This is a genomic window from Oceanicaulis sp. LC35 (genome assembly GCF_052055585.1).
Taxonomy (GTDB): Bacteria; Pseudomonadota; Alphaproteobacteria; order Caulobacterales; family Maricaulaceae; genus Oceanicaulis.
This window is the reverse complement of the sequence record NZ_CP170485.1, coordinates 2,871,722-2,892,050: the sequence shown is the minus strand read 5'-3', so window position 1 is coordinate 2,892,050 and position 20,329 is coordinate 2,871,722. Positions and strand designations below refer to the sequence as shown.

Genomic DNA, 20,329 nt, shown 5'->3' with positions numbered 1-20,329 from the left:
AAGGTTCAGGCCGAGCTGCGCACGCCGGCGCGACGCAAGGCTTTGACTTCTGACAACAGGTCCAGAAGCCGGGTCTGAAGAATGTCGGTGGGGTCGAAATTGCGGTCGGTGAAGCAGTGATAGCGCATGACGGACCGGGCCAGCGCGAAGCCGACGGCGGTCGAGACGAGGGTCAGAAGGCTCATCGGGGCGGCATAGCTCCAGCCCCAGAACCGGATGACGGCGGCGCTGAGCACCAGTCCGATGGCCAGGCTGATCAGGGTCAGGGCGGCCAGCGACAGGCCCGCCCAGTCCCGGTCGCGCTGGATGACTTCCACATGGCGCCATTCGAACACCACGTCCTTCACGCCTTCGATGACGTACTGGTCCTCATCCCGCGCCAGACGTTCGGCGGCGATCGAGGCGCGCATGTTGACGCGCCGGAAGAGACGGTCGAGCCCGGTATGGGTTTCCAGCCAGACCGCGCCCTCCGCCAGCGCCAGAATGAGTGCGCCTGCGCCCGCTGCGCCCAGCACCGCCGTGCGCACATCCTGTCCCAGAGCCTGTAACGCGATGACCAGCAGGGCGTAGGCCAGCAGGGCGACGGGCAGGGTCAGGGCGTGCATCAGCATCCAGCGCCGATAGGCGCGTTCAAACCGAAGGTCGGCGGGCGGGGCGGGACGGGGCATGATCGGCTCCCTGACGGAGACAGCTGCGGCTAGAGCCGCCGCTCCTCTTCCTTGATCGGAATGTCGTTGACGCTGGATTCGCGGCGCGCCATCAGCCCGTCGCGGTCGAATTCCCATTGCTCATTGCCATGGGAGCGGAACCATTGGCCGGTCTCCGCATCCTGCCATTCATAGAAAAAGGCGACCGAGATGCGGTTGTCGGTGAAGGCCCACAGGTCCTTCTTGAGTTTGTAGTCCGCCTCTCTCGACCATTTGTCGCGAAGGAAGGCCTTGATGGCGTCGCGGCCCTTGAAGAACTGGCCGCGATTGCGCCAGTCGGACTCTTCAGAATAGGCCAGGGCCACACGTTCGGGGTCGCGGCTGTTCCAGGCGTCTTCGGCGAACTGGACCTTGGCGCGGGCGGTTTCGGCGGTGAACGGGGGGACGAGTTTCGGGGTCATCATTTTTCTTGTTGTTCTTGCAGGTAAAAGAGGGCCCGGCGGAGATGGGGGCGAACCGCCGGACCCTCAGGGAACCCGACCCGTGTGGAGGGGCAGACAACACGGGAGCGGGAACGGCTTAGCGGCTGTAGGCCGCGGTCATGGCGGCGACGGTTTCATCGGTGTCGCCCACATGGTTCGCGATCATGCGGAAATTGGTCATGGCGGCGGCGTAGCCGTCATAGCCCGGCACCTGAGCGGCGGCGGTGGCGTCGGTGACCACCAGCACTTCAAAGCCCTGCTCGATCAGTTCGCGCATGTGGGATTCGGTGCACAGGTTCGCCGACATGCCGGCCAGGATCACGCGGTCCACATTCTGCTTGCGCAGCTGCAGGACGAGATCGTTGGTTTCGGGGCCATAGACCTTGTGGGGCGAGGTGACGACGGTGTGGTCGTGCTCGATATGCGGGCGGTATTGCTCAAGCCAGTCCGCGCCCGAACCTTCAAAGCCCTCAAGGTTCAGCGGGCCGGCGCGATCGAACATGCCGATCTGGTGCATCAGTGCTTCCAGAGCGCCCTCAAAGCGCCACTCATGGTCGTGCTCGTAGTAATAGTGCGGCGACACGAAGACCGGCATGCCGACCTCGTGTGCGGTCTCGAACAGGCGGCCGATGTTCTCGACGGTGCCGTTCTCGGTGACGTTCTGGCCGACAACGCCCCAGGTGACGCCGTCCGGGCTGAGGAAGTCGTTCTGCGGGTCGGTGACGACAAGGGCGGTGACGCCGCGCTCGATCTGCATGCCCGGGTCGGGCAGTTGCGCCAGGGCCTGGCCGCTGAACAGCGCAATGCCGGCGGCGGCGCCCAGAAGCACGGAACGGGACAGGGTTTTGAATGCACGCATGGTCGTATCCTTTATCTTTTGAGCCAGGAGCGCCGGGGGGAGGGCGGTGTCGGCTCCGGGATTAGGGATACGCAGCTGGGCCTGCGGACATAATTCGTTTTAGTGCCTAAGGGGAAACCCGTACTCCGGGCGATCGGGACAACCTGATCTTTACCCTCACATGGTTTGATGAACGGGTTCACAAGGGGTTTGGCTTGAGCGGTCTTTTTGAATTGCTGATCGCCCTGACCAGCTTGTCGGCTGGTCTGGTGCTCTATCTGAATTTGCGAGACGCGGCGCGTCTGCGCAAAGGCAGCCGGTTCGTCGTCAGCGGGCTGATCGTCATCGGCGTGGCGGCTCTGATCGACTCCAGCAATGGGTTCACGCCCTATGCGCCCGGCCAGCTCGAGCCGGTCTATGACGCCATTGAAGCCATTTCCTATATTGGCGACGCCTTCGGTCTGTTCCTTGTCAGCGTGGGATTTTTCCGCTGGCTGCCGCTGCTGCGCCGGATTGATGGCGAGGTCAGGGCGCGCGAGGTTGCGGAACAGACTTTGAGGGAGACGATCGAACGCTCTCGCCAGTTCAATATTCTCAAGCGCTCCTTTGCGCAGGACCATATCCGGGGCGGCTGGGATTACGACAACATGACCCGCGAGGTGGTCCGGCGCCTGGGCGAGGCTCTGGGCGCCAGTGAGGCCTGTATCTGGATCCTGAATGAGGACCAGACATCGCTTCAGCTTCATGGCCGTTGGTTCGACGGTGAGGCGGATCCGTCTAGAGCGACGCTTTCTGAGTGCCGGGATGCAACCGTGTTGGCCGGAGTCCGCCGGGGCGGCTTCTATGAAACCCCAGACCTGGACCACGCGGGACCGGAAGTGCGCACACTCGCCCGATGCCTGCACGACGTGAAGGACGGCGCCTTGTTTGCTGCGCCCATCGTCAAGGCGCAGACGGTGTGCGGCGTGCTGACGATGGTGATCAAGGGCGCCCCGCACTTCTGGACGCCGGAAGAAACCTCGCTCGTCTATGCGTTCGCCAATTACATGGTCGCCGCCGAGCTTGTCCTGAACGCGCGGGTCCTCGCCGAGGAGGCCCGGGCGGCGCAGGCGGTGGCGGAACGCGCGAATGCCGCCAAAAGCGAATTCGTCGCCAATGTCAGCCATGAGCTGCGCACGCCACTGAACGGCATGCTGGGTCTGGTGCGGGCGCTTTCGGATGCGCAGCTTGAGCCGCCGCTTGGCAGTCATGTTGATCTGCTGAACGCCGCAGGCGAACAATTGCTGAACCTGTTGAACGACCTTCTGGACCTGTCCAAGCTGGAGGCTGGCCGGTTCCAGCTCTGGTCTGAAACCACCGATCCGTCCCGTTTGCTCAACGAGGTCTGCCTGTTGTTCCGCGCCAATGCCGAGGAGAAGGGGCTCCGGCTGGACGAAACGATATCGGAGCTTCCCGATGCGCTCGAGTTTGACGCGACCCGGTTCCGTCAATGCGTCTCCAACCTCCTCTCCAACGCCATCAAGTTCACTGATGAAGGCGGGGTCAGCATTCGCGCGGAGACGATGCGCCTGAATGAGGCCGCCTGCACGCTGCGCGTGGTTGTCAGCGATACCGGCCCCGGCATGACGCAGCAGCAGCTCGACCGGCTGTTTCATCGCTATGAGCAGGGCGACGCCCCCGGGGCGGCGTCCGGGCAGGGCGGGTCTGGCCTGGGGCTGGTGATCAGCCGCGAACTGGCGCGTCGGATGGGCGGGGATGTGACGGTGGAGAGCGTTCTGGGCGAAGGCTCCCGCTTCACGCTTACGATCGTGGCGAATCTGCCCGACATGGCGGCCGATCCCGCCCCTGTCGCCCGGGAAGAGGCGGGGTCAGAGGCGCGGCTGTCCGGAACGCGCGTGCTTCTGGTCGACGATAACGCCATCAATCGCATGGTGGCGCGCTACATGCTTGAGCCTGAAGGCGCGGATGTCACCGAAGCGGAGTCCGGCGCACAGGCCCTCACCCTCTTCGAGGAGGGGGCGTATGATCTGGTGCTGCTGGACGCCAGCATGCCGGTGATGTCCGGCGAGGAAACGCTCAAACGCTTGCGCGCGCTCAACGAGGCCGGCGCAACAACGCCTGTCGTCGCCGTTACCGCTCATGCGGGCGCCGGAGAACGCGCGCGCTTTCTGGCCATGGGCATGGACGACTATATCGCCAAGCCTATTGATGAGAGTGAGCTTCTGGAGACGTGTGCGCGCACGCTGGCCAATTCCGCTTTGCGCGCTGGCGTGTAACGCCTGCCAATCCGGGATCGCGGCGACATTCCCAGAACGTCCGACCCAACCGAACCCAACAGGTCCGCAAGGCGAACAGCCGTCCGCAGCTTCAGCGAGGACCACCTGAGCGGAGCGAGGGAGAACAGGCGTCCGGACCTAGGGTCCGCAAGGCCAAAGGCCGCCCGCAGCGTCAGCGAGGATCGACCGAGCGGAGCGAGGGAGAACAGAAATAAGAGAAAAATGGTGCCGCTTGCGTGACTCGAACACGCGACCTACGCATTACGAATGCGTTGCTCTACCAGCTGAGCTAAAGCGGCGCTCGGAGCAGGCGAAAGCCTGCCTCGGAGGGCGCGGAAACTAGCCTTGAACGGCGATGGGGGCAAGCCGGTTTTGCCAGCTCGTCTGCGCCAGGCCCGCTAGGCCTTGTATGCCTTGATCCGGTCGACAATCGGCGCGGCCAGCGCGTCAAAGAAGCTGCTCAGATGGTCCGCCGGGCGCGCCGCGGCCGCATCATTGCGGATCAGGATGTCGGCGTATTCCTTGTTGGGCGAGGTCCATTCATGGTGCATGGGCCGCACGGTGCGCAAATACTGGTGCACCACCGAATGGGAGGTGCGTCCGCGCTCGTTCACATCGCGCAAGAGACGCCGGGCAAGCCGGATATCGTCGGGCGCTGAGACATAGACCTTCAGATCCAGGCAATCGCGCACCCGCTCGTCACAGAACAGATGGATGCCTTCCACGATGATCACATCGGCCGGCGCGATGGTGCGGGTATCGCTGCGGCGGCGGTGGATGGTGAAATCGTAGATCGGGCCCTTGATGGTCTTGCCGGCCTTCAGCGTGGCGAGATGCTTGGCCAGTAGGCCGTGATCGCGCGACTGGGGATGGTCGAAGTTGAAGTCTGACGGGTCAAAATCGGGCTTTGAGCCGTGGTCCGCATAGTAATCGTCTTCAGACAGGACGAGCGCGCTCAGGGGCGCGGCGGCGCGCGCCGCCGACCGGGCGATCTCGGTCTTGCCGGAGGCGGAGCCGCCGGTGACGCCGATAATGAGACGGGGGCGAGCTGGATCAGATGCGGTCATGGGGCGCGAACAGGTCTAGGTGTCGGGATCAGCGGCGCCCGGATCGTCCGGCGCCGGCCCGGGTACATAAAAGTTCGGGCCCTGTTTGTCGCCTGCTTCACTGCGCTTGGCGGAACGCTCTGCAGTGGGGCGCGCATCTATCAGCATGGTTTCAGGCGCGGCGGCGGCGGCGACTTCATACCGCTCATGACGCGGGTGGATCAGCACGGCGTCGCGGCCCCAGCTCTCCACCATGCGTTTCCAGTCTGCGTCGGTATAGTTAAACGCCTGACCGCCTTCATCAATATCAGACCAGTCCGCCTCAGCGGGCGCGTGCGAGGCGCGCGCCATCCAGCGCTGGGCCTCTTCGGGGTTCTCTTCGAGCCGCGCCAGACGGGCGGCCAGCGCGCAGGCGCGGGCCGAAACCGGGCTTGTTTCCAGCACCGGCTTCAGTGCGGCATGGGCGGCTTCGCGATTGCCCTGATCCAGCGCGGTCTCCGCCAGCAGGAGCCGGCTTTCGCGATGATCGGGATTGAGCGCCGCCAGGGCGCGCAGACGTTCGGCGCGCTTGGCCTTGGTGTCGGACCGGCGCAGACTGGCGAAAGCGCGGGCGAGGGCGGGGTGAGGCGCGTGCTTCCAGGCGTCTTCGAGAATATCGACGGCCCGGCGATGGCGGCGCTGCTCCGCCAGCAGGCGTCCGGCCAGCTCCGCCGCGGGGGCGAAGCCGGGCGAGGCGGTTGCGGCGCGATCCGCCAGTTTCGCTGCGGTTTCCGGGTCCGTGCTTTCCAGACGCCGTGCTTCAGCGGTCAGAAGAACGGCGCGCATGCGCCCGGCGGCGAGCCGGTCCACATGACCGCGACGTTCGCCCTCGGTCAGGGTGGCTTCCGCCTTCGCCCACAGGGCGGCGTTCACCTGGGCTTCAAAGAGCGCGTCAAACGCCCAGCGGGCGCGACCGGCCTGCTCAAAGGCGTCAGAGGCATGGGTCAGAAGCGTCTGGGAATCAGACCGGGACTGGGCGATGCCCACAAGCCCGCGCTGGGCGACCAGCCGGGTCTTGGCGTCCGCCAGCATGGCTTCGTAATGGATCTGCGCGCTTTCAAGATCGCCCGCCGCTTCGGCGGCGCGGGCCGCCAGAAGGCGTGACAGGGCAGGCCGGTCCAGAAGGGCTTCAGCACGCGCGGCCTGGCGCACGGCAAGATCGCCCTGACCCGCGGCGGAGGCGATGAGGGCGCGTTCGAGCGCATCAAAGCCCTGATCGCGGCGACGTCGCAAACTGAAGCGTTTCCAGGCGTCTGGCGCAGACCAGAGCTTGGCGATCACCCACCAGGCGACGACCAGCACGAAAGCGGCGAGGATCAGCGCGCCCATGGCGAGCGCGAAGGGCGCCTCCAGCGTCTGGCCGAGGAACTCGACGGTGACAAGTCCGGGATTGAGCGCCAGGAAGACGGCCACAATGGCGGTGATGACACAGGCGGCGACGGCGAGGATCAGGCGGATCATGGTCTAGCGCTCCCCGGCGGCGTCGGCCTGGCGGGCCAGCGTATCGCGCATGTCTTCAAGCGCGGCGTCGAGCGCCTCGCGTTTGCGCGCCTCGACCAGCCAGGGTTCGACCGCGGCGCCCGCTTCCGCCTCAAGGCCTTCAGCCAGAGCGATTGCGGCGTTCAGCTCGCCCTGTTCGATGAAGGTGAGAATCTGATCGGCGACCCCTTGATCATCGCCGGTGCGGCGCATCTCGATCACCCCCCACAGACGCTGGGTCTGGCCCAGCGCTTCGCGCACGCTTTGCGCGGGGAAGCTGTCAGAGAGATCATCCAGCGTCGGCGCGCCGGTGCGGGCAGGCGCGATGAGGGCGTCAAGCTGGCGGCGATTGGGCCAGACCTGGGCCAGCATGGCGTATTCCATGGCGAAAGGCTGGGAATGGGCCGCCGCTTGCGCGAGATCAGAGAAGGCGAGCGCCTGTCGCGCCAGACTGGCGGAGGCGGTCGGTGACGCCGTGCTGGCGCCCGTGGCGTCAAGGCCGGAAACCGTTGCTTCCAAAGCCGCAAGACGCGCCGAAAGGGCATCAAGATCGCCGGAGCCTGATTGCAGGGCGCGCACATCGGCCTGAAGGCCTGTAATGTCGGCGCGCAGGGCGGTGAGGGCGTTTGCGGGAAGATTGCCGCCGGCCTCGCCTGAAGTTGAGGCGGGCTGATTGCGCATCTGCTGGAGCGCCGATTGCGTGGTCTCGGCGGTCGCGAGCGCAGTTTCGACGTCGTCGGCCACGGTCTCCAGCCGCCGCTCAAGGGCGGACAGCTGGCTGGCGAAGGCCGCGCCGTCTGCGCTACCGCCTTGTGCGCCATCGAGCGCCTCAAGATCGGCGCGCAGCTCCGCCACATCGCGGATCAGCTGCTCAAAGGCCTCCGTGCGCAGCGGGGCGCCGGCGCTTTCTTCCTCGACGACCTCAAGACGGGACTGCAGCACATCAAGCTGTTCGTCGGTGACGCCGAAAGCTTCAAGCGCCTCGATCCGGCTTTCCAGCTGGGCCATGCCAGAGGATTCGCCGGTGGGCGCATAGCGCCCGATCAGCCAGCCCGCGCCGCCGCCCACACTGGCCGCCAGAACGGTCAGGCCCAGAAAGGCGAGCACGGGCGCGCCGCCTTTGCTGGCCTTGGAGAGCTTGGACTTCTTTGACTTCGATTTTGCGCCTGCGCCGCTGCTATCCGGCGCAGGTTCGAACTCGGCGTCCACGGGTTCGGCGGCGTCAGGGCGGGGGGTGTCGGCGCTCATACTGTCCTCGGGGCGCAGGGCCATTGGAGATGTTTGCGAGTCTAGGCTGCGTTGCAGCGCAGCGCCACCTCAAGCACGCGCTGGAGGGCGGTTTTCCAGTGCGTCAAACAGCGCCGCCTCATCGGGGCGTTTGGCGATTTTCAGCTTTGCAACGCCCAGAGACTTCAAAGGTTCGGCGGCGGCGCTCGAGATTGCAATGACGCGCGCATGCAGGAGTGCGTCCAGATGGCCCTGAGCCTGTGCGAGCGCGGCAAAGCGCTCCGCGCCCTTGGCGGAATGGATCAGCACGGGCGCGCCCTCTGACAGGGCGGTCCAGACTGTGTCGGGCAAGGTCGGAACCGATTCGGCGGCATATAGGATTTCAGAGCGGGCGCGGATGCCTTTGGCGCTCAGTTCCGCTCGCAGATCGCCGGTCTGGTCCACGCCGCGCACATGCAGAACCTCGCCCTCGGGTGCGCGTTCCCGGATCATCGCCAGAAGATCGCGGGCGTCGCCGCTGGCGCTGTTGACCTTCTCAAAGCCGGCGTCGCGCAGGCGGGCGGCTGTGACGTCGCCGACAGCGATGACGGGCACGCGGCGCTCAGGCGTCGCCTTGGCGAGACAGCTTGCTCCAAACGGGCTGGTGACGGCGATCAGGCTGACGCCTTGGAGGTCCAGCGTGATCGCCTGTGACGTCAGCACCGCCGTGGCGGCGTTGACCGCTTCAAAGCCGCGCTCTTCCAGCGCCTGACAGCTGCGTGTCGCGCCGGGTTCAGAGCGGGTGACGATCACGCGAGAGCGGTCGGAGGCGGACATGAATCACCCGGTTTCAGCCACGATGCGCGCCAGCGTATCACCGCCAGCCCGTTTCACTTCAAGGCCCAGTTCATACCCCAGAAGACGCGCCGCATCGGGGTCGAGTTCCGGCAATTGTGCGCGGGTCTCATTGGCCCAGCGTTTGGAGCCGTCCGGCATCAGCGCCTCGCCGCGCAGATGGATTTCCGCGCCCTCAAGAGTGGCGTGGGCGGCGATGGGCGTGCGGCAAGAGCCATCCAGCGCTTGCAGGAAGCCGCGCTCGGCGGCGATGGCGATGCGGGTGGGCAGGTGATTGAGCGGTTCGAGCGCACGGCGGGCTTCAGCGTCGTCCGAGCGAATCTCGATGCCCACTGCGCCCTGTGCCGGGGCGGGGATGACGGCGGTCAGTTCCAGCGGCGGCAGTTCGGCCTGTTCGCGCCCCAGACGGCGAAGGCCTGCGCGCGCCAGGAAGGTCGCGTCCACCTCGCCGGAATTGAGCTTCTCAAGGCGCGTATCCACATTGCCGCGCAAGAGCACAATGTTGAGATCAGGGCGCAACGCCAGCGCCTGCGCCTGGCGACGGATCGAAGCGGTGCCCAGCGTCGCGCCCTGAGGCAGATCCTCGATCCGGCTGATGCCGTCACGGGTCAGAAGCACATCGCGCGGATCCTCGCGCTCGAGCACGCACGCGATTTCCAGACCGTCAGGCAGAGTGGTCGGCACGTCTTTCATGGAGTGCACGGCGAAGCGGGCGTCGCCATCCAGCAATGCGCGCTCAAGCTCTTTCGTAAACAGGCCCTTGCCGCCCGCCAGCAGCAGCGCCCGGTCGGTGATCCGGTCGCCTGTGGTGGTCATGCCGAGGATCGGGAAACTCTCTTCGGGATCGTTTTCGCCATGGGCTTTCGCCAGACGCGCCTGCACATCAAGGCTCTGCGCCATGGCCAGCGGCGAGGTGCGGGTCGCAATCGGCATATTGAACAGGTTCACGACAGACGCACTCCTTCACGCGTTTCCAGGGTCTCGCCAGCAGAGGCTGATGATTGCGCCGAAACGCCAGCGAGGGTACTGCAAGGTCATGGCGTTATCCCATGATCAAGTCCACCCGCAACCGGGCGCGGCGCCGCAGGGCGCTCTGACTGTGCTCGGCCTAGAATCGAGCTGCGATGATACTGCAGCCGCCGTGCTGCGTCGCCATGGCGACGGGCGGGTGGAGATTCTGGCCGAAGCGGTGATGGGTCAGAACAGCGCCCATGCGCCTTTCGGCGGCGTGGTGCCCGAGATTGCCGCCCGCGCCCATGCCGAACGCATGGATATGCTGGCCGAGGGTGTTCTGAGCGAAGCCGGGTTGAAACCGTCTGATCTGGATGCGGTCGCCGCAACCGCGGGTCCGGGTCTGATCGGCGGGGTGATGGCGGCGCTGATGACCGCCAAGGGCATCGCCATGGGGGCGGACATTCCGCTGGTGGCGGTGAACCATCTTGAAGGGCACGCCCTGTCGCCGCGCCTTACGCATGATCTCGCCTTTCCCTATCTGCTGCTGCTGGTCTCAGGCGGGCATACCCAGCTGGTGATTGTGGAAGGCGTCGGTCAGATGACCCGTCTGGGCTCCACCATCGACGATGCGGCGGGTGAGGCCTTTGACAAGACGGCCAAGGTCATGGGGCTGGGCTTTCCGGGCGGCCCTGCGGTCGAGCGCTATGCGCAGGACGCTGAAGACCCCAAACGCTTCGCGCTGCCCTTGATGCTGGCGCGGGACAAGTCATGCAATTTCTCGTTTGCGGGTCTGAAAACCGCCGCGCGCCGCCATTGGGACGGCCTTGAGGCGCCCTCTGATCAGGATCGCGCCGATCTCGCCGCCTCCATGCAAAGCGCGATTGCGCGGCATCTGGCGCAACGCGCCGGGCGGGCGATGGAGATTTTCAAGGGGCGCTTTGCTGATCTTGAAGGGCCTCTGCCGCTGGTCGCGGCGGGCGGGGTCGCTGCGAATACGGCTGTGCGCGAAGCGCTTCAGACCGAAGCGCACAGCCACGGATTTGAACTGATTGCGCCGCCGTTGAAATACTGCACCGATAACGCCGCGATGATTGCGCTCGCGGGCGTGGAACGTCTGGTGCTGGGGCAGACCGACGCGCTGGACGCCGCTGCCCGGCCGCGCTGGCCGCTGGATCAGGACGCCGCCGCTCACGATCCCGCCAGCGGGTCGGGGCGCAAGGGGCCGAAGGCTTAGGCCCGGCACAAGGGGGAAGTATGGTCGAGTATCAAAAGATTGGCGTGATCGGCGCGGGCGCCTGGGGGACGGCTTTGGCCCAGTCCGCCGCGCAGGCCGGCCGCAAGGTGACGCTCTGGGCCTATGAGGCCGAGGTGGTTGAGGCGATCAACACCCAGCACGAAAACACGGTTTTCCTGCCCGGAGCCCCGCTGAACTCAGGCATAACCGCCAGCTCTGACCCGTCCGATCTTTCAGGCTGCGACGCTTTCCTGATGGTGGCGCCCGCCCAGCATGCGCGCTCCATCCTCAAACAATTCGCCCCCCATATCGCCAAGGGCGCGCCGGTCTTGCTGTGCGCCAAGGGATTTGAGCGCGAGAGCCTCGCTCTGATGACGGATGTCCTGCGCGAGACCGTGCCGCATGCGGTCCCCGCTGTCCTGTCCGGTCCCAGCTTCGCCATCGACGTGGCCAAGGGCCTGCCCACCGCCGTGACGCTGGCTTGCGAGGACCGGGAGATGGGTGAGGCGCTGATGGAGGCGGTCGGATCGAAAACCTTCCGGCCCTATTGGTCGAGCGACCTTGTGGGCGCCGAAGTGGGCGGCTCGATCAAGAATGTGCTCGCCATCGCCGCCGGGATCGTGGAGGGGCGTGAACTTGGAAAATCCGCCCATGCGGCGCTGATCTCGCGCGGCTTCGCCGAGATGACCCGGCTCGGTCTGGCGCTGGGCGCGAAACGCGAAACCCTGACCGGCCTCTGCGGGCTCGGTGATCTGGTGCTCACCTGCTCCTCCCCGCAATCGCGCAACATGTCCTGCGGTCTGGCGCTGGGGCAGGGTCAGACGCTTGAGAGCGTTCTGGGTGCGCGCAAGGCCGTGACCGAAGGCGTGGCGACCGCCCCCGCCGTTGTCGCGCTGGCCAAGAAACATAATGTCGAAATGCCGATCTGCGCCGCTGTGGATGCGGTGCTGGCGGGCCGGATGAGCGTGGATGATGCGATCGCCGCGCTCTTGACCCGTCCGTTCGGCCCTGAAACCTACTAAGACCAGGATATCCCATGCTGTTTGCCGTCACTTGCACCGACCGTCAGGGCGCGCTGGATGTGCGCCTGAAACACCGTTCCGAACACCTTTTGTGGGCGTCTGACGAGGCCTCGCCGGTGAAGATGGCGGGGCCGCTTCTGGGCGGTGAAGGCGATCCGGTGGGCTCGCTTCTGATCATTGAAGCCGCGGATGAAGAGGGCCTGCGCGAGATTCTTGCGACGGATCCCTATGCGAAGGCGGATTTGTTCTCGGACGTGTTCTGGATCCCCTTCAAATGGACCGTGAAGGCGCCGGAGGGGCTCTAGATGTCAGACGAGACCGAAACCGTCATGCCGGCGCCGGGCACGGTGCTCAAGACCCTCGCCGATATCCCTGATCCGGGCGGATTGCCGGCGGATTTCGACCCGACGCCCATTGTGGTGCTGCGCTCGGGCAAGACAGTGACGGCGTATCTCAATGTCTGCCCGCATGCGGGCCGGCCCTTCTCGCTGCCCTCGGGCAAAACGCTGGTCAGCGAAGGCCAGTATCTCGTCTGCCCGTTTCACGGAGCGAGCTTTGATCTCAAAAGCGGCGCCTGCGTGGGCGGCCCGGCGGGCAAGTCCGTGCTCAAGCCCGTGCCGGTGAAGGTCGAGAACGGTCAGGTGGTGGCGGCCTGAGGCCGCCCACCCTTTCAGTCAGACGTATTGCCCAGAGCAGGCTCCAGCGTGCGCCAGGCATTGATCAGCGGTTCGATGATGCTCGCTTCGGTCTGAAGCACGCACAGACCGCCATCGCGTTTACGGTCCGCGCCAGTGAGGTCGCGGTTCGGCGCGTCGCGTTCCATGTTCCAGCGCTGGAAATCCCCGACCGCCAGATCATACGGCAAGCGGTCGTCCAGCGGCACATCCGGCGTGTAGATCACGTGCTGTTCGCGGGCGCCGTCATAATTCCAGCCCACATAGACCCGGCCATCCCCGCCGCGGGCCGCAAAGGCCGTGCCCGGATCCAGCAGCGTCGCGAATTCGCCGTCCACGGCGTTGCACACTTCGCGGGCTTTCAGGTCGGTAGGACGCAGCGCGATTTCGTCTTCGCTGGCCTGGGGGGCGAGCTCGCTCTCTTCTGCAGTCTGCTCACGCGGCTGACCGGCATAGGGTGACAGGTCCGGCTCGCTGGGCTCGCCACAGGCGGCGACCATCAGGGTGAGGGCAGACAGGCTGAGACAACGCATCAGGGACATGAGACGTCTCCGGAAATGAAAAGGGCTAGGCTGAAATCTAGCCCAGCCCTTCAGACTGCGGGAGTGCAATTGCGACCTGTCGCTGAAGCTTCAAGCTCTAGCGGCTGAAGAAGGTCTTCACGTCGCTGATCAGCGCTTTCCTTGCGGCGGCGACAATCGTCTCGCCCTTTTCCGGCGTCGCCTGGGACGGGTCCGAGCCAATCCGGCCATCGGGGAAGGTCTTGCGGTAATTGTCCGCATCGGTGAAGCGCCCGTTCGGGGCGATCTTGGGGCTCATCTCGACGGTTTTGACGTGCTCGGGATAGGCGTAATAGGTCACGGCCACTTCAGAGGCGGTCGCGTGGCTGCCTTCGCCCACCGGGAAGAGCGAGCGGCACACATCCATGACGCCGGGCAATTCCCACCAGTTCATCTGCTTGAGCTCATACGGGCAGGCTTCAGCGTCGAACGACCAGTTGGAATAGCTCTCCGCAAACGCCGCTGCGATCGTGGCGATATTTCCGCCATGACCATTGAGGAAGTAGATTTTCTCAAAGCCGTGCCGGGCGAGGGAGTCGATCCAGTCATTGATCGCCGCGATCATGGTGGTCGGCCGCAGGGTCATCGAGCCGGGAAAGCCCAGATGGTGCTGGGCGACGCCCACATTGAAGGTCGGGCCCACCAGAATGCCGGCTTCGGCGCCGGCCTCACGGGCGATCACCTCGGGGCAGATGGCGTCGGTGCCGACAAGGCCGTTCGGGCCATGCTGCTCGGTCGAGCCAATAGGAATGATGATGCCCTTGCTGGTCTTGAGATAGGCTTCAACCTCAGGCCAGGAGGCGGTGTGCAGCAGCATGAAAGTCACTCCAACCATCAATGATGTGGCGAGACTGGATACCAGACCGCCGCGCTTCACAAGAGGGCGTAACACGTTCGTCTGCCTTGCGATGGCCGGACGGGTGACGCACATCTAGACCAAAGAATAATCCCGAGGGAGGAAAGCGACCATGTCCGAGACCGTGATTCCGGTTCCGCAGAGCTTCGCCGACGCCAAGATCACTCTTGAGCGTTACAAGCAGATGTATGAGCGCTCCATCAAGGATCCGGACGGGTTCTGGGCTGATGAGGCCAAGCGCATCGACTGGTTCACCGAGCCGACGAAGATTTCGGATGTCTCGTTCGCCAAGGATGATCTGCATATTCGCTGGTTCGAGGATGGCGTCCTCAATGTCAGCTATAACTGCATTGACCGGCACCTGCCCAAGCGCGCCAACAAGGTCGCGCTGATCTGGGAAGGCGATAACCCGGCCTTCCACCATTCGATCACCTACGCCCAGCTGCACAACCATGTGTGCCGCTTCGCCAACGAGCTCAAAAAGATCGGGGTGAAGAAGGGCGACCGCGTCACGCTCTACATGCCGATGATCCCCGAAGCGGCCTACGCCATGCTGGCCTGCACGCGCATCGGCGCGGTGCATTCGGTGGTGTTCGGGGGCTTCAGCCCCGAAGCGCTGGCTGGCCGGATCAATGACTGCCAGTCCGAGTTTGTCGTCACCGCCGATCAGGGCGTTCGCGGCAATAAGGGCGTGCCGCTGAAAGCCAATGTGGATGAAGCGCTCAAGCATGCGCCGGGCGTGAAGGCGGTGCTGTGCATCCGCCATACCGGCGCCCAGGTGCCGTGGGTGGAGGGGCGCGATTTCTGGCACCATGATCTGGCGCTGGAAGTGGACGCCAAGTGCGAGCCTGAACCGATGAAGGCGGAGGACCCGCTGTTCATCCTCTACACTTCAGGCTCGACCGGCAAACCCAAGGGCGTGCTGCACACCACGGGCGGTTATCTCGTCTGGGCATCCATGACCCACGAATACACGTTCGATCATCGTGAGGACGATGTGTTCTGGTGCACCGCCGATGTCGGCTGGGTGACCGGGCACACCTATATCGTCTATGGCCCGCTGGCGAATGGCGCGACCTCGGTCATGTATGAGGGCGTGCCGACCTGGCCGGGGCCGGACCGCTGCTGGCGCATCGTCGCCAAGCACAAGGTGACGACCATCTACACCGCCCCCACCGCCATTCGCGCGCTGATGCGTGAAGGCGACGAGCCGGTCAGCAAGCATGACCGCTCCTCCCTGCGCCTTCTGGGCTCGGTGGGCGAGCCGATCAATCCCGAGGCCTGGCGCTGGTATCACGAGGTGGTCGGCGACAAGCGCTGCCCGATCGTGGACACCTGGTGGCAGACCGAAACCGGCGGCCATCTGATCACGCCGCTGCCGGGCGCCCATGACCTCAAGCCGGGCTCTGCGAGCTTCCCGATGTTCGGGGTGCAGCCTGCGCTGATGGATGCGGAAGGCAATCGCCTGCCCGACGATGGCGCCCAGGAAGGCAATCTGGTGCTGTTGGGTAGCTGGCCGGGCATGATGCGCACGGTCTATGGCGACCATGAGCGCTTTGTGGAGACCTATTTCTCCACCTATGAGAACACCTATTTCACGGGCGATGGCGCGCGCCGGGATGCGGACGGATACTGGTGGATCACGGGCCGGGTGGATGACGTTCTGAACGTGTCCGGTCACCGTCTGGGCACAGCCGAGATCGAGAGCGCGCTGGTCGCTCATGAGCTTGTCGCCGAGGCCGCCGTGGTTGGCTATCCCCATGATCTCAAGGGACAGGGCATCTATTGCTATGTCACGCTGGTGGCGGGACTGGAGCCGACCGGAGAGACCGAGAAAACCCTCAAGGCGCATGTGCGTCAGGAGATCGGCCCCGTGGCGACGCCGGATGTCATCCAGTTTGCGCCGGGGCTTCCGAAGACCCGTTCGGGCAAGATCATGCGCCGTATCCTCAGGAAGATCGCTGAGGGCGAATATGACAAGCTCGGCGATACCTCAACGCTCGCCGAGCCGGGCGTCGTGGACGATCTGATCGAAGGCCACAAGCTGGCGGTCCGTCAGGACTGATTCAGGCTTTTCTGAAGCAGGAACGGCGGCAGGGCCCCCCCTGCCGCCGTTCTCGTTTGTGGTCCGGGCGTCGCGCGTGAAGACGCGCACAGGCAGGCTCGGCTTAGCCCTTGTTGAGGACCGTGGCTTCAAAGTTTGCGATCAGCTGCTCGAATTTGCGCTTGCCGTATTTGCGGTCGACCCAGAACGAGCCCACGAACCCCAGGGCCAGAAAGATGAAGGCCAGAGCCATGTAGATCATCTCCAGCGTCTCGTTGCGATCCCAGCCCTTGCCGGCTTCGTGTGACAGCCAGAAAAACACCAGGGGGCTCAGGAAAAAGAGCGCAGCCAGCGCCCGCATGACCCGGAACCGTCCCATGTATTTTGAGGTGAACTGCCAGAATTCCGCGAAGGAATAGGGCAGGGGTTTGTTATTCTCGCGCATGTAGCGCGATTCAAATGCATCAAATTCCAGGCGGATCTTTTTCTCGAACGCGCCCCGTCCGGCAAGGATCAGCACGAGAAAGAGAATGAAGAAGAGTGTAATCGGTCCGATGATGATCATGTCGCCCCCCAAAGCAATCATTCTGGCCCGATACGGCGGCTGCGCCACGGGCTCTTTGTTGTCAGCTCATACTAGTGCCAGATGATCTTGGGAACGGTTCGTCATAAAAATATAATATTCTGCGGTTGCTTGGCCGCCGGCTTCTACGTTCAGATGACGAACTCCTCGGACCGCACCAGAGCGTCCAGCCAGTCCATGAAGACATTGAGCCGGGGTGAGGCGCGACGACGTCTGGGATAGACAAACGAAAGCGGCATGGGCGGCGGGGGAAAGTCCGGCAAAACCTCTACCAGCTGGCCGGGACCGTCCCGAGTGTGCGCCACAAGATGGATGCGCGGGATCTGAACAATGCCGAGCGCGGCCTGTGCGGCGGCGGTATAGGCTTCGGTATTGTCCACCGAGATCAGGCTTCTCAATGTGCGGGAGATCGGGCCGCTCGGGCCGATCCCTTCCCAGAGCCGGGCATCGGGGTGACCCGTCGGGCCATAGCCCACGATGACATGCTGATCGAGATCGTCCGGGGTCCGGGGCGCGCCGCGCTGGTCGAGATAGGCGCGAGAGGCGCAGCTCGCCATCGGGATGTCGCCGATCTTGCGGCAGATCAGGTCTGAATCGGTCAGCTCCGCCGCGCGCACCACGAGATCCACCCCCTCCAGCACCGGATCAATCAGGCGATCACTGGCGCTGAGCTCAAGCTCAAGCGCAGGATGGGCGGCCTGAAACGTATGCAGGTTCGGGATCACGATCCGGGCGGCGAGCTGGCTGGTCATGTTGACCCTGAGACGACCTCTGACGGGACCGCCACCCCCCTGAAACAGGGTTTCCGCCGCTTGGGCGTTCTCCACCACATCGCGGGCGAGCTGCAGGAATTGTTCGCCTTGCGGCGTGGCGCTGACCTGCCGTGTGGTGCGGTGAAGCAATTGCTCGCCCAGCCGGTCCTCGAGCGTGCGCAAGGTGGTTGAGACCGTGGAGCGCGGCAGGCCCAGCGTCTCCGCAGCGCGGGTGAAATTCCCGCTCTCAAGAATCTGGATGAAGATCTGATACTGGCGGATCGTATCCATGCCATTGTTCGCTTTTTTCGACGATTGATGGCGAGATTGCCCGTCTGTTTCTGAAAAGTCGACCGATTTACATCGGAGCCCTCGCAACGCTTTTCAGGAGCACACCAATGAGCATCGCACTTGTAACCGGCGGCAGCCGGGGTCTGGGTCGGGACATGGCGCTGAAACTGGCGCAGTCAGGCCATGACGTTCTTCTGACCTATGTCAGTAACACCAAAGCCGCAGAAGATGTGGTCGCCGAGATCATGGCCATGGGCCAACGCGCGCACGCCCTTCGGCTGGATGTGGCGAAGGCGGAGTCGTTCCCGGCCTTCTTCGAGACGGTTCGCGCGGCCCTGCATTCGCAATTCGGCGCCGAACGCTTTGACTATCTCATCAACAATGCCGGGGTGGGACTGAACAAGCCTTTCCAGGAAACCACGCTGGAAGAGTTCGACACGATGCTGAATGTGCATCTGAGATCGGCGTTCTTCCTGACCCAGGGCGCGCTGGAGCTGCTGAATAATGGCGGCGGCGTGGTCAATATCTCAAGCGGACTGACCCGCTTCAGCTTCCCCGGCTATGACGCCTACGCCACGATGAAGGGCGGGGTTGAGGTGTTGACCCGATACATGGCGCAAGCTCTCGGCTCACGCGGCATTCGGGTCAACGTGCTGGCGCCGGGCGCCATCGAAACCGATTTCAATGGCGGTGTCGTGCGCGACACCCCGCAGATGAACAGCGCCATCGCCGAGCATACGGCGCTGGGCCGGGTGGGATTGCCCGAGGATATTGGCGGCGTAGTCGCCTTCCTGTGCTCGGATGCGGCGCGCTGGATCACTGGCGTCCGGATCGAAGCCTCTGGCGGCATGTTGCTCTAGGAGGCGGACCTGGGGCGGGCGCGCAGCAGCGCTTAAAACCCTACCTGCCATATCCCTATAAATTTTAAGCGCGCGGGGGTCGCATCCCCGCGCGCGCGTGCGCCGTCTAGATACATCGCCACACAAGAACAGATGTTGGACGATCCCATGCGACACCTCCCCTACTGGATCGGCGGCTTCATGCTGCTGCCTTTCGTGCTCTGGGCCGGTTTGTTCCTGGCCTTTCCGGGCGACAAACCCGGCATCACCGACTCCCCGCTCACGGCCTCGCTGGTGGCGGTGTCCCTGCCGCTGGTGATGTTTCACTACATCGCCGGGCTGGGCTTTGTGGCCAATTCCATGAGTGGTCAGGCCGGTGAAGTTCTGCCCGTCTGGGGCCCCGCGCGCTGGGTGCAGCGGGCCATGGCGCCTTTGACGGTGGTGCTGTCGGTGCTGGCAGTGGTGTTCCTCACGCAGGCGGGAGAAGGCTGGCTCACCGCGTTGGCGGTCGGTCTGGGCGGCCTCGTGATGGCGGGCGTCATGGTCGCAGCGCGTCGTCCCACCCGCTCGGCGGTCCTGCATGTGCGACCGGGCGAATGGCTGGACGCCGCCGTGATGGGCTTCGGCCGTGCGCTTCTGCATGTGCCGGTGCTGGGCGGTCTCTTGAGAGAAGCGGGGCGCGACCCGCACCGCGGCGTGCCAATGCTGCTGCTCAATCTGGCGCTCTTGCTGGGCGTGCTGGTGGCGCTGTTCGGGTTCTCCGTCCTGGTGATCCCGGCCTTTCTGGCGCTGCCCTTTGTCTTCTACGTGCTTCTGGTGCTGGCGTCAGGCTAGCAAGGCCTCAGCCCGCAGTCTCGCTTCCGGCGTCTGCGGGTGGAACCTTGTTGAGGTAGAGCGACAGATAGGCCTCGAGCGCCTTGACAAGCTCAGCAAACATTTCGCTGAGAAGCTTGGGGTCGCGGATCTGCGCACAGCGGGTCTCGATCGACATGAAGATCTCGACCGTGAACCGGGCGACAAGGTCCGGATCGCCGCCGGCAAAGCCGTCCAGCCCGTCTCGCCAGCGCGCACTCAGCATGTCGGCGACCTGACTGATCATGACGGATTTGGCTTCGCGCAGCTCATGGCTGGTCTGCATGACCAGCAGCAGTTTCCAGTAGCCGGGGTTCTCCATCAGGAACAGATGCAGGCGCATGATGATCATGCCGGTCACCTCGCGCCAGTCATCCCAGCCGGGCTGGGATTTGGCCAGGCATTCCTCGATCACGGCGATGATCTCTTCATTGAGATCCTCGAACAGATAGGCGAACACCGCCGAGACATTCTTGAAATAGCGATAAACTGAACTGACCGGGACACCCGCGCGGTCGGCGATCATATTGGTGGTGATCGCTTCCGCCTCCATGTCCTCAACCAGCATTTCAGCCGCATTCAGGATGGCGTCCAGCCGTTGGCGGGCCCTGCGTTGCTGCGGCTTGTCACGCAGGCGCGATTGGCGGGGCAGGGCGTCGTTGGCGGGTGTTCCGGGCACAGGGTGATCCTTGATTACGTGGGGGTCTAACTAGAGCGGCTTGATCGAATTTGCAAAATGAGAATAGTATTCTGTTTCTAAAACCGGGATGAGGGAAACATCCCCGCCGGTCTCTGGGGGA

The 20,329-nt window shown here is 64.4% G+C and carries 21 protein-coding genes and 1 tRNA gene; 8 read left to right on the top strand and 14 right to left on the bottom strand.

Annotation, left to right across the window (positions count from 1 at the left end):
• Positions 1-5 precede the first annotated feature (5 nt).
• The 3 genes from ACFELO_RS13630 to ACFELO_RS13620 form a co-directional block, all read right to left on the bottom strand.
• The gene (locus ACFELO_RS13630; protein ID WP_440958315.1) at positions 6-668 is read right to left on the bottom strand and encodes a hypothetical protein; all 663 of its coding nucleotides are present in this window, start codon (positions 666-668) and stop codon (positions 6-8) included.
• A 29-nt stretch (positions 669-697) separates the two neighbouring features.
• The gene (locus tag ACFELO_RS13625) at positions 698-1,108 is read right to left on the bottom strand and encodes a nuclear transport factor 2 family protein (RefSeq protein ID WP_440959925.1); all 411 of its coding nucleotides are present in this window, start codon (positions 1,106-1,108) and stop codon (positions 698-700) included.
• 118 nt (positions 1,109-1,226) lie between these two features.
• Positions 1,227-1,988 (bottom strand): cysteine hydrolase, encoded by a 762-nt coding sequence (locus ACFELO_RS13620; protein ID WP_440958314.1) that lies wholly within the window; start codon positions 1,986-1,988, stop codon positions 1,227-1,229.
• 194 nt (positions 1,989-2,182) lie between these two features.
• Between ACFELO_RS13620 and ACFELO_RS13615 the strand changes: the two genes are divergently transcribed.
• On the top strand, positions 2,183-4,243 hold the full coding sequence (locus ACFELO_RS13615) for a response regulator (protein ID WP_440958313.1): 2,061 nt from the start codon (positions 2,183-2,185) through the stop codon (positions 4,241-4,243).
• Between the two features lie 223 nt (positions 4,244-4,466).
• Here ACFELO_RS13615 and ACFELO_RS13610 read toward each other — a convergent pair.
• The 6 genes from ACFELO_RS13610 to hemC form a co-directional block, all read right to left on the bottom strand.
• A tRNA-Thr gene (locus tag ACFELO_RS13610) sits at positions 4,467-4,542 on the bottom strand.
• A gap of 99 nt (positions 4,543-4,641) precedes the next feature.
• Positions 4,642-5,310, bottom strand: coding sequence for a uridine kinase (gene udk / locus ACFELO_RS13605; RefSeq protein WP_440958312.1), 669 nt, complete (start codon positions 5,308-5,310; stop codon positions 4,642-4,644).
• A gap of 15 nt (positions 5,311-5,325) precedes the next feature.
• Positions 5,326-6,789 carry a heme biosynthesis protein HemY gene (locus ACFELO_RS13600; protein WP_440958311.1) on the bottom strand — a complete coding sequence of 488 codons (1,464 nt, stop codon included), beginning with the start codon at positions 6,787-6,789 and terminating at the stop codon, positions 5,326-5,328.
• 3 nt (positions 6,790-6,792) lie between these two features.
• Entirely contained in the window at positions 6,793-8,055 is a 1,263-nt protein-coding gene (locus ACFELO_RS13595) for a hypothetical protein (RefSeq protein WP_440958310.1), read from the bottom strand.
• Positions 8,056-8,124: 69 nt separating this feature from the next.
• On the bottom strand, positions 8,125-8,850 hold the full coding sequence (locus ACFELO_RS13590) for a uroporphyrinogen-III synthase (RefSeq protein ID WP_440958309.1): 726 nt from the start codon (positions 8,848-8,850) through the stop codon (positions 8,125-8,127).
• A 3-nt stretch (positions 8,851-8,853) separates the two neighbouring features.
• Complete coding sequence (hemC, locus tag ACFELO_RS13585; RefSeq protein ID WP_440958308.1) at positions 8,854-9,816, bottom strand: hydroxymethylbilane synthase; 963 nt, start codon at positions 9,814-9,816, stop codon at positions 8,854-8,856.
• A gap of 145 nt (positions 9,817-9,961) precedes the next feature.
• On the opposite strand from hemC, the gene tsaD reads away from it, so the two are divergent.
• The 4 genes from tsaD to ACFELO_RS13565 are packed head-to-tail and all read left to right on the top strand — an operon-like array spanning position 9,962 to position 12,734.
• Complete coding sequence (gene tsaD / locus ACFELO_RS13580) at positions 9,962-11,056, top strand: tRNA (adenosine(37)-N6)-threonylcarbamoyltransferase complex transferase subunit TsaD (RefSeq protein ID WP_440959924.1); 1,095 nt, start codon at positions 9,962-9,964, stop codon at positions 11,054-11,056.
• 20 nt (positions 11,057-11,076) lie between these two features.
• Positions 11,077-12,078, top strand: a complete 1,002-nt coding sequence (locus ACFELO_RS13575; protein ID WP_440958307.1) for an NAD(P)H-dependent glycerol-3-phosphate dehydrogenase — start codon at positions 11,077-11,079, stop codon at positions 12,076-12,078.
• A 14-nt stretch (positions 12,079-12,092) separates the two neighbouring features.
• Complete coding sequence (locus ACFELO_RS13570; RefSeq protein ID WP_440958306.1) at positions 12,093-12,383, top strand: YciI family protein; 291 nt, start codon at positions 12,093-12,095, stop codon at positions 12,381-12,383.
• Positions 12,384-12,734, top strand: coding sequence for a Rieske (2Fe-2S) protein (locus ACFELO_RS13565; RefSeq protein WP_440958305.1), 351 nt, complete (start codon positions 12,384-12,386; stop codon positions 12,732-12,734).
• Between the two features lie 14 nt (positions 12,735-12,748).
• Here the strand turns inward: ACFELO_RS13565 and ACFELO_RS13560 are convergent, their stop codons facing one another.
• Positions 12,749-13,294, bottom strand: a complete 546-nt coding sequence (locus ACFELO_RS13560; protein ID WP_440958304.1) for a hypothetical protein — start codon at positions 13,292-13,294, stop codon at positions 12,749-12,751.
• A 97-nt stretch (positions 13,295-13,391) separates the two neighbouring features.
• Positions 13,392-14,129 carry a creatininase family protein gene (locus ACFELO_RS13555; RefSeq protein WP_440958303.1) on the bottom strand — a complete coding sequence of 246 codons (738 nt, stop codon included), beginning with the start codon at positions 14,127-14,129 and terminating at the stop codon, positions 13,392-13,394.
• Positions 14,130-14,280: 151 nt separating this feature from the next.
• On the opposite strand from ACFELO_RS13555, the gene acs reads away from it, so the two are divergent.
• The gene (acs, locus tag ACFELO_RS13550; protein WP_440958302.1) at positions 14,281-16,233 is read left to right on the top strand and encodes an acetate--CoA ligase; all 1,953 of its coding nucleotides are present in this window, start codon (positions 14,281-14,283) and stop codon (positions 16,231-16,233) included.
• A 103-nt stretch (positions 16,234-16,336) separates the two neighbouring features.
• Here the strand turns inward: acs and ACFELO_RS13545 are convergent, their stop codons facing one another.
• Complete coding sequence (locus ACFELO_RS13545; protein ID WP_440958301.1) at positions 16,337-16,777, bottom strand: hypothetical protein; 441 nt, start codon at positions 16,775-16,777, stop codon at positions 16,337-16,339.
• Between the two features lie 149 nt (positions 16,778-16,926).
• The gene (locus ACFELO_RS13540; protein ID WP_440958300.1) at positions 16,927-17,838 is read right to left on the bottom strand and encodes a LysR family transcriptional regulator; all 912 of its coding nucleotides are present in this window, start codon (positions 17,836-17,838) and stop codon (positions 16,927-16,929) included.
• Positions 17,839-17,945: 107 nt separating this feature from the next.
• Here ACFELO_RS13540 and ACFELO_RS13535 point away from each other — a divergent pair, with 107 nt between their 5' ends.
• Both ACFELO_RS13535 and ACFELO_RS13530 read left to right on the top strand, forming a co-directional pair.
• Entirely contained in the window at positions 17,946-18,698 is a 753-nt protein-coding gene (locus tag ACFELO_RS13535) for an SDR family NAD(P)-dependent oxidoreductase (RefSeq protein WP_440958299.1), read from the top strand.
• A gap of 147 nt (positions 18,699-18,845) precedes the next feature.
• Positions 18,846-19,511 (top strand): hypothetical protein, encoded by a 666-nt coding sequence (locus ACFELO_RS13530; RefSeq protein WP_440958298.1) that lies wholly within the window; start codon positions 18,846-18,848, stop codon positions 19,509-19,511.
• A 7-nt stretch (positions 19,512-19,518) separates the two neighbouring features.
• On the opposite strand, the gene ACFELO_RS13525 is transcribed toward ACFELO_RS13530, so the two are convergent.
• Positions 19,519-20,208 carry a TetR/AcrR family transcriptional regulator gene (locus ACFELO_RS13525; RefSeq protein ID WP_440958297.1) on the bottom strand — a complete coding sequence of 230 codons (690 nt, stop codon included), beginning with the start codon at positions 20,206-20,208 and terminating at the stop codon, positions 19,519-19,521.
• Between the last annotated feature and the right edge of the window lie 121 nt (positions 20,209-20,329).

Excerpts from the sequence above, each read along its gene's own strand:
- ACFELO_RS13630 (WP_440958315.1), bottom strand. The coding sequence starts at position 668 with ATGCCCCGTCCCGCCCCGCCCGCCGACCTTCGGTTTGAACGCGCCTAT.
- ACFELO_RS13625 (WP_440959925.1), bottom strand. The coding sequence starts at position 1,108 with ATGACCCCGAAACTCGTCCCCCCGTTCACCGCCGAAACCGCCCGCGCC.
- ACFELO_RS13620 (WP_440958314.1), bottom strand. The coding sequence starts at position 1,988 with ATGCGTGCATTCAAAACCCTGTCCCGTTCCGTGCTTCTGGGCGCCGCC.
- udk (WP_440958312.1), bottom strand. The coding sequence starts at position 5,310 with ATGACCGCATCTGATCCAGCTCGCCCCCGTCTCATTATCGGCGTCACC.
- ACFELO_RS13600 (WP_440958311.1), bottom strand. The coding sequence starts at position 6,789 with ATGATCCGCCTGATCCTCGCCGTCGCCGCCTGTGTCATCACCGCCATT.
- ACFELO_RS13595 (WP_440958310.1), bottom strand. The coding sequence starts at position 8,055 with ATGAGCGCCGACACCCCCCGCCCTGACGCCGCCGAACCCGTGGACGCC.
- ACFELO_RS13590 (WP_440958309.1), bottom strand. The coding sequence starts at position 8,850 with ATGTCCGCCTCCGACCGCTCTCGCGTGATCGTCACCCGCTCTGAACCC.
- ACFELO_RS13575 (WP_440958307.1), top strand. The coding sequence starts at position 11,077 with ATGGTCGAGTATCAAAAGATTGGCGTGATCGGCGCGGGCGCCTGGGGG.
- ACFELO_RS13570 (WP_440958306.1), top strand. The coding sequence starts at position 12,093 with ATGCTGTTTGCCGTCACTTGCACCGACCGTCAGGGCGCGCTGGATGTG.
- ACFELO_RS13565 (WP_440958305.1), top strand. The coding sequence starts at position 12,384 with ATGTCAGACGAGACCGAAACCGTCATGCCGGCGCCGGGCACGGTGCTC.
- ACFELO_RS13560 (WP_440958304.1), bottom strand. The coding sequence starts at position 13,294 with ATGTCCCTGATGCGTTGTCTCAGCCTGTCTGCCCTCACCCTGATGGTC.
- ACFELO_RS13555 (WP_440958303.1), bottom strand. The coding sequence starts at position 14,129 with ATGCTGCTGCACACCGCCTCCTGGCCTGAGGTTGAAGCCTATCTCAAG.
- acs (WP_440958302.1), top strand. The coding sequence starts at position 14,281 with ATGTCCGAGACCGTGATTCCGGTTCCGCAGAGCTTCGCCGACGCCAAG.
- ACFELO_RS13545 (WP_440958301.1), bottom strand. The coding sequence starts at position 16,777 with ATGATCATCATCGGACCGATTACACTCTTCTTCATTCTCTTTCTCGTG.
- ACFELO_RS13540 (WP_440958300.1), bottom strand. The coding sequence starts at position 17,838 with ATGGATACGATCCGCCAGTATCAGATCTTCATCCAGATTCTTGAGAGC.
- ACFELO_RS13535 (WP_440958299.1), top strand. The coding sequence starts at position 17,946 with ATGAGCATCGCACTTGTAACCGGCGGCAGCCGGGGTCTGGGTCGGGAC.
- ACFELO_RS13530 (WP_440958298.1), top strand. The coding sequence starts at position 18,846 with ATGCGACACCTCCCCTACTGGATCGGCGGCTTCATGCTGCTGCCTTTC.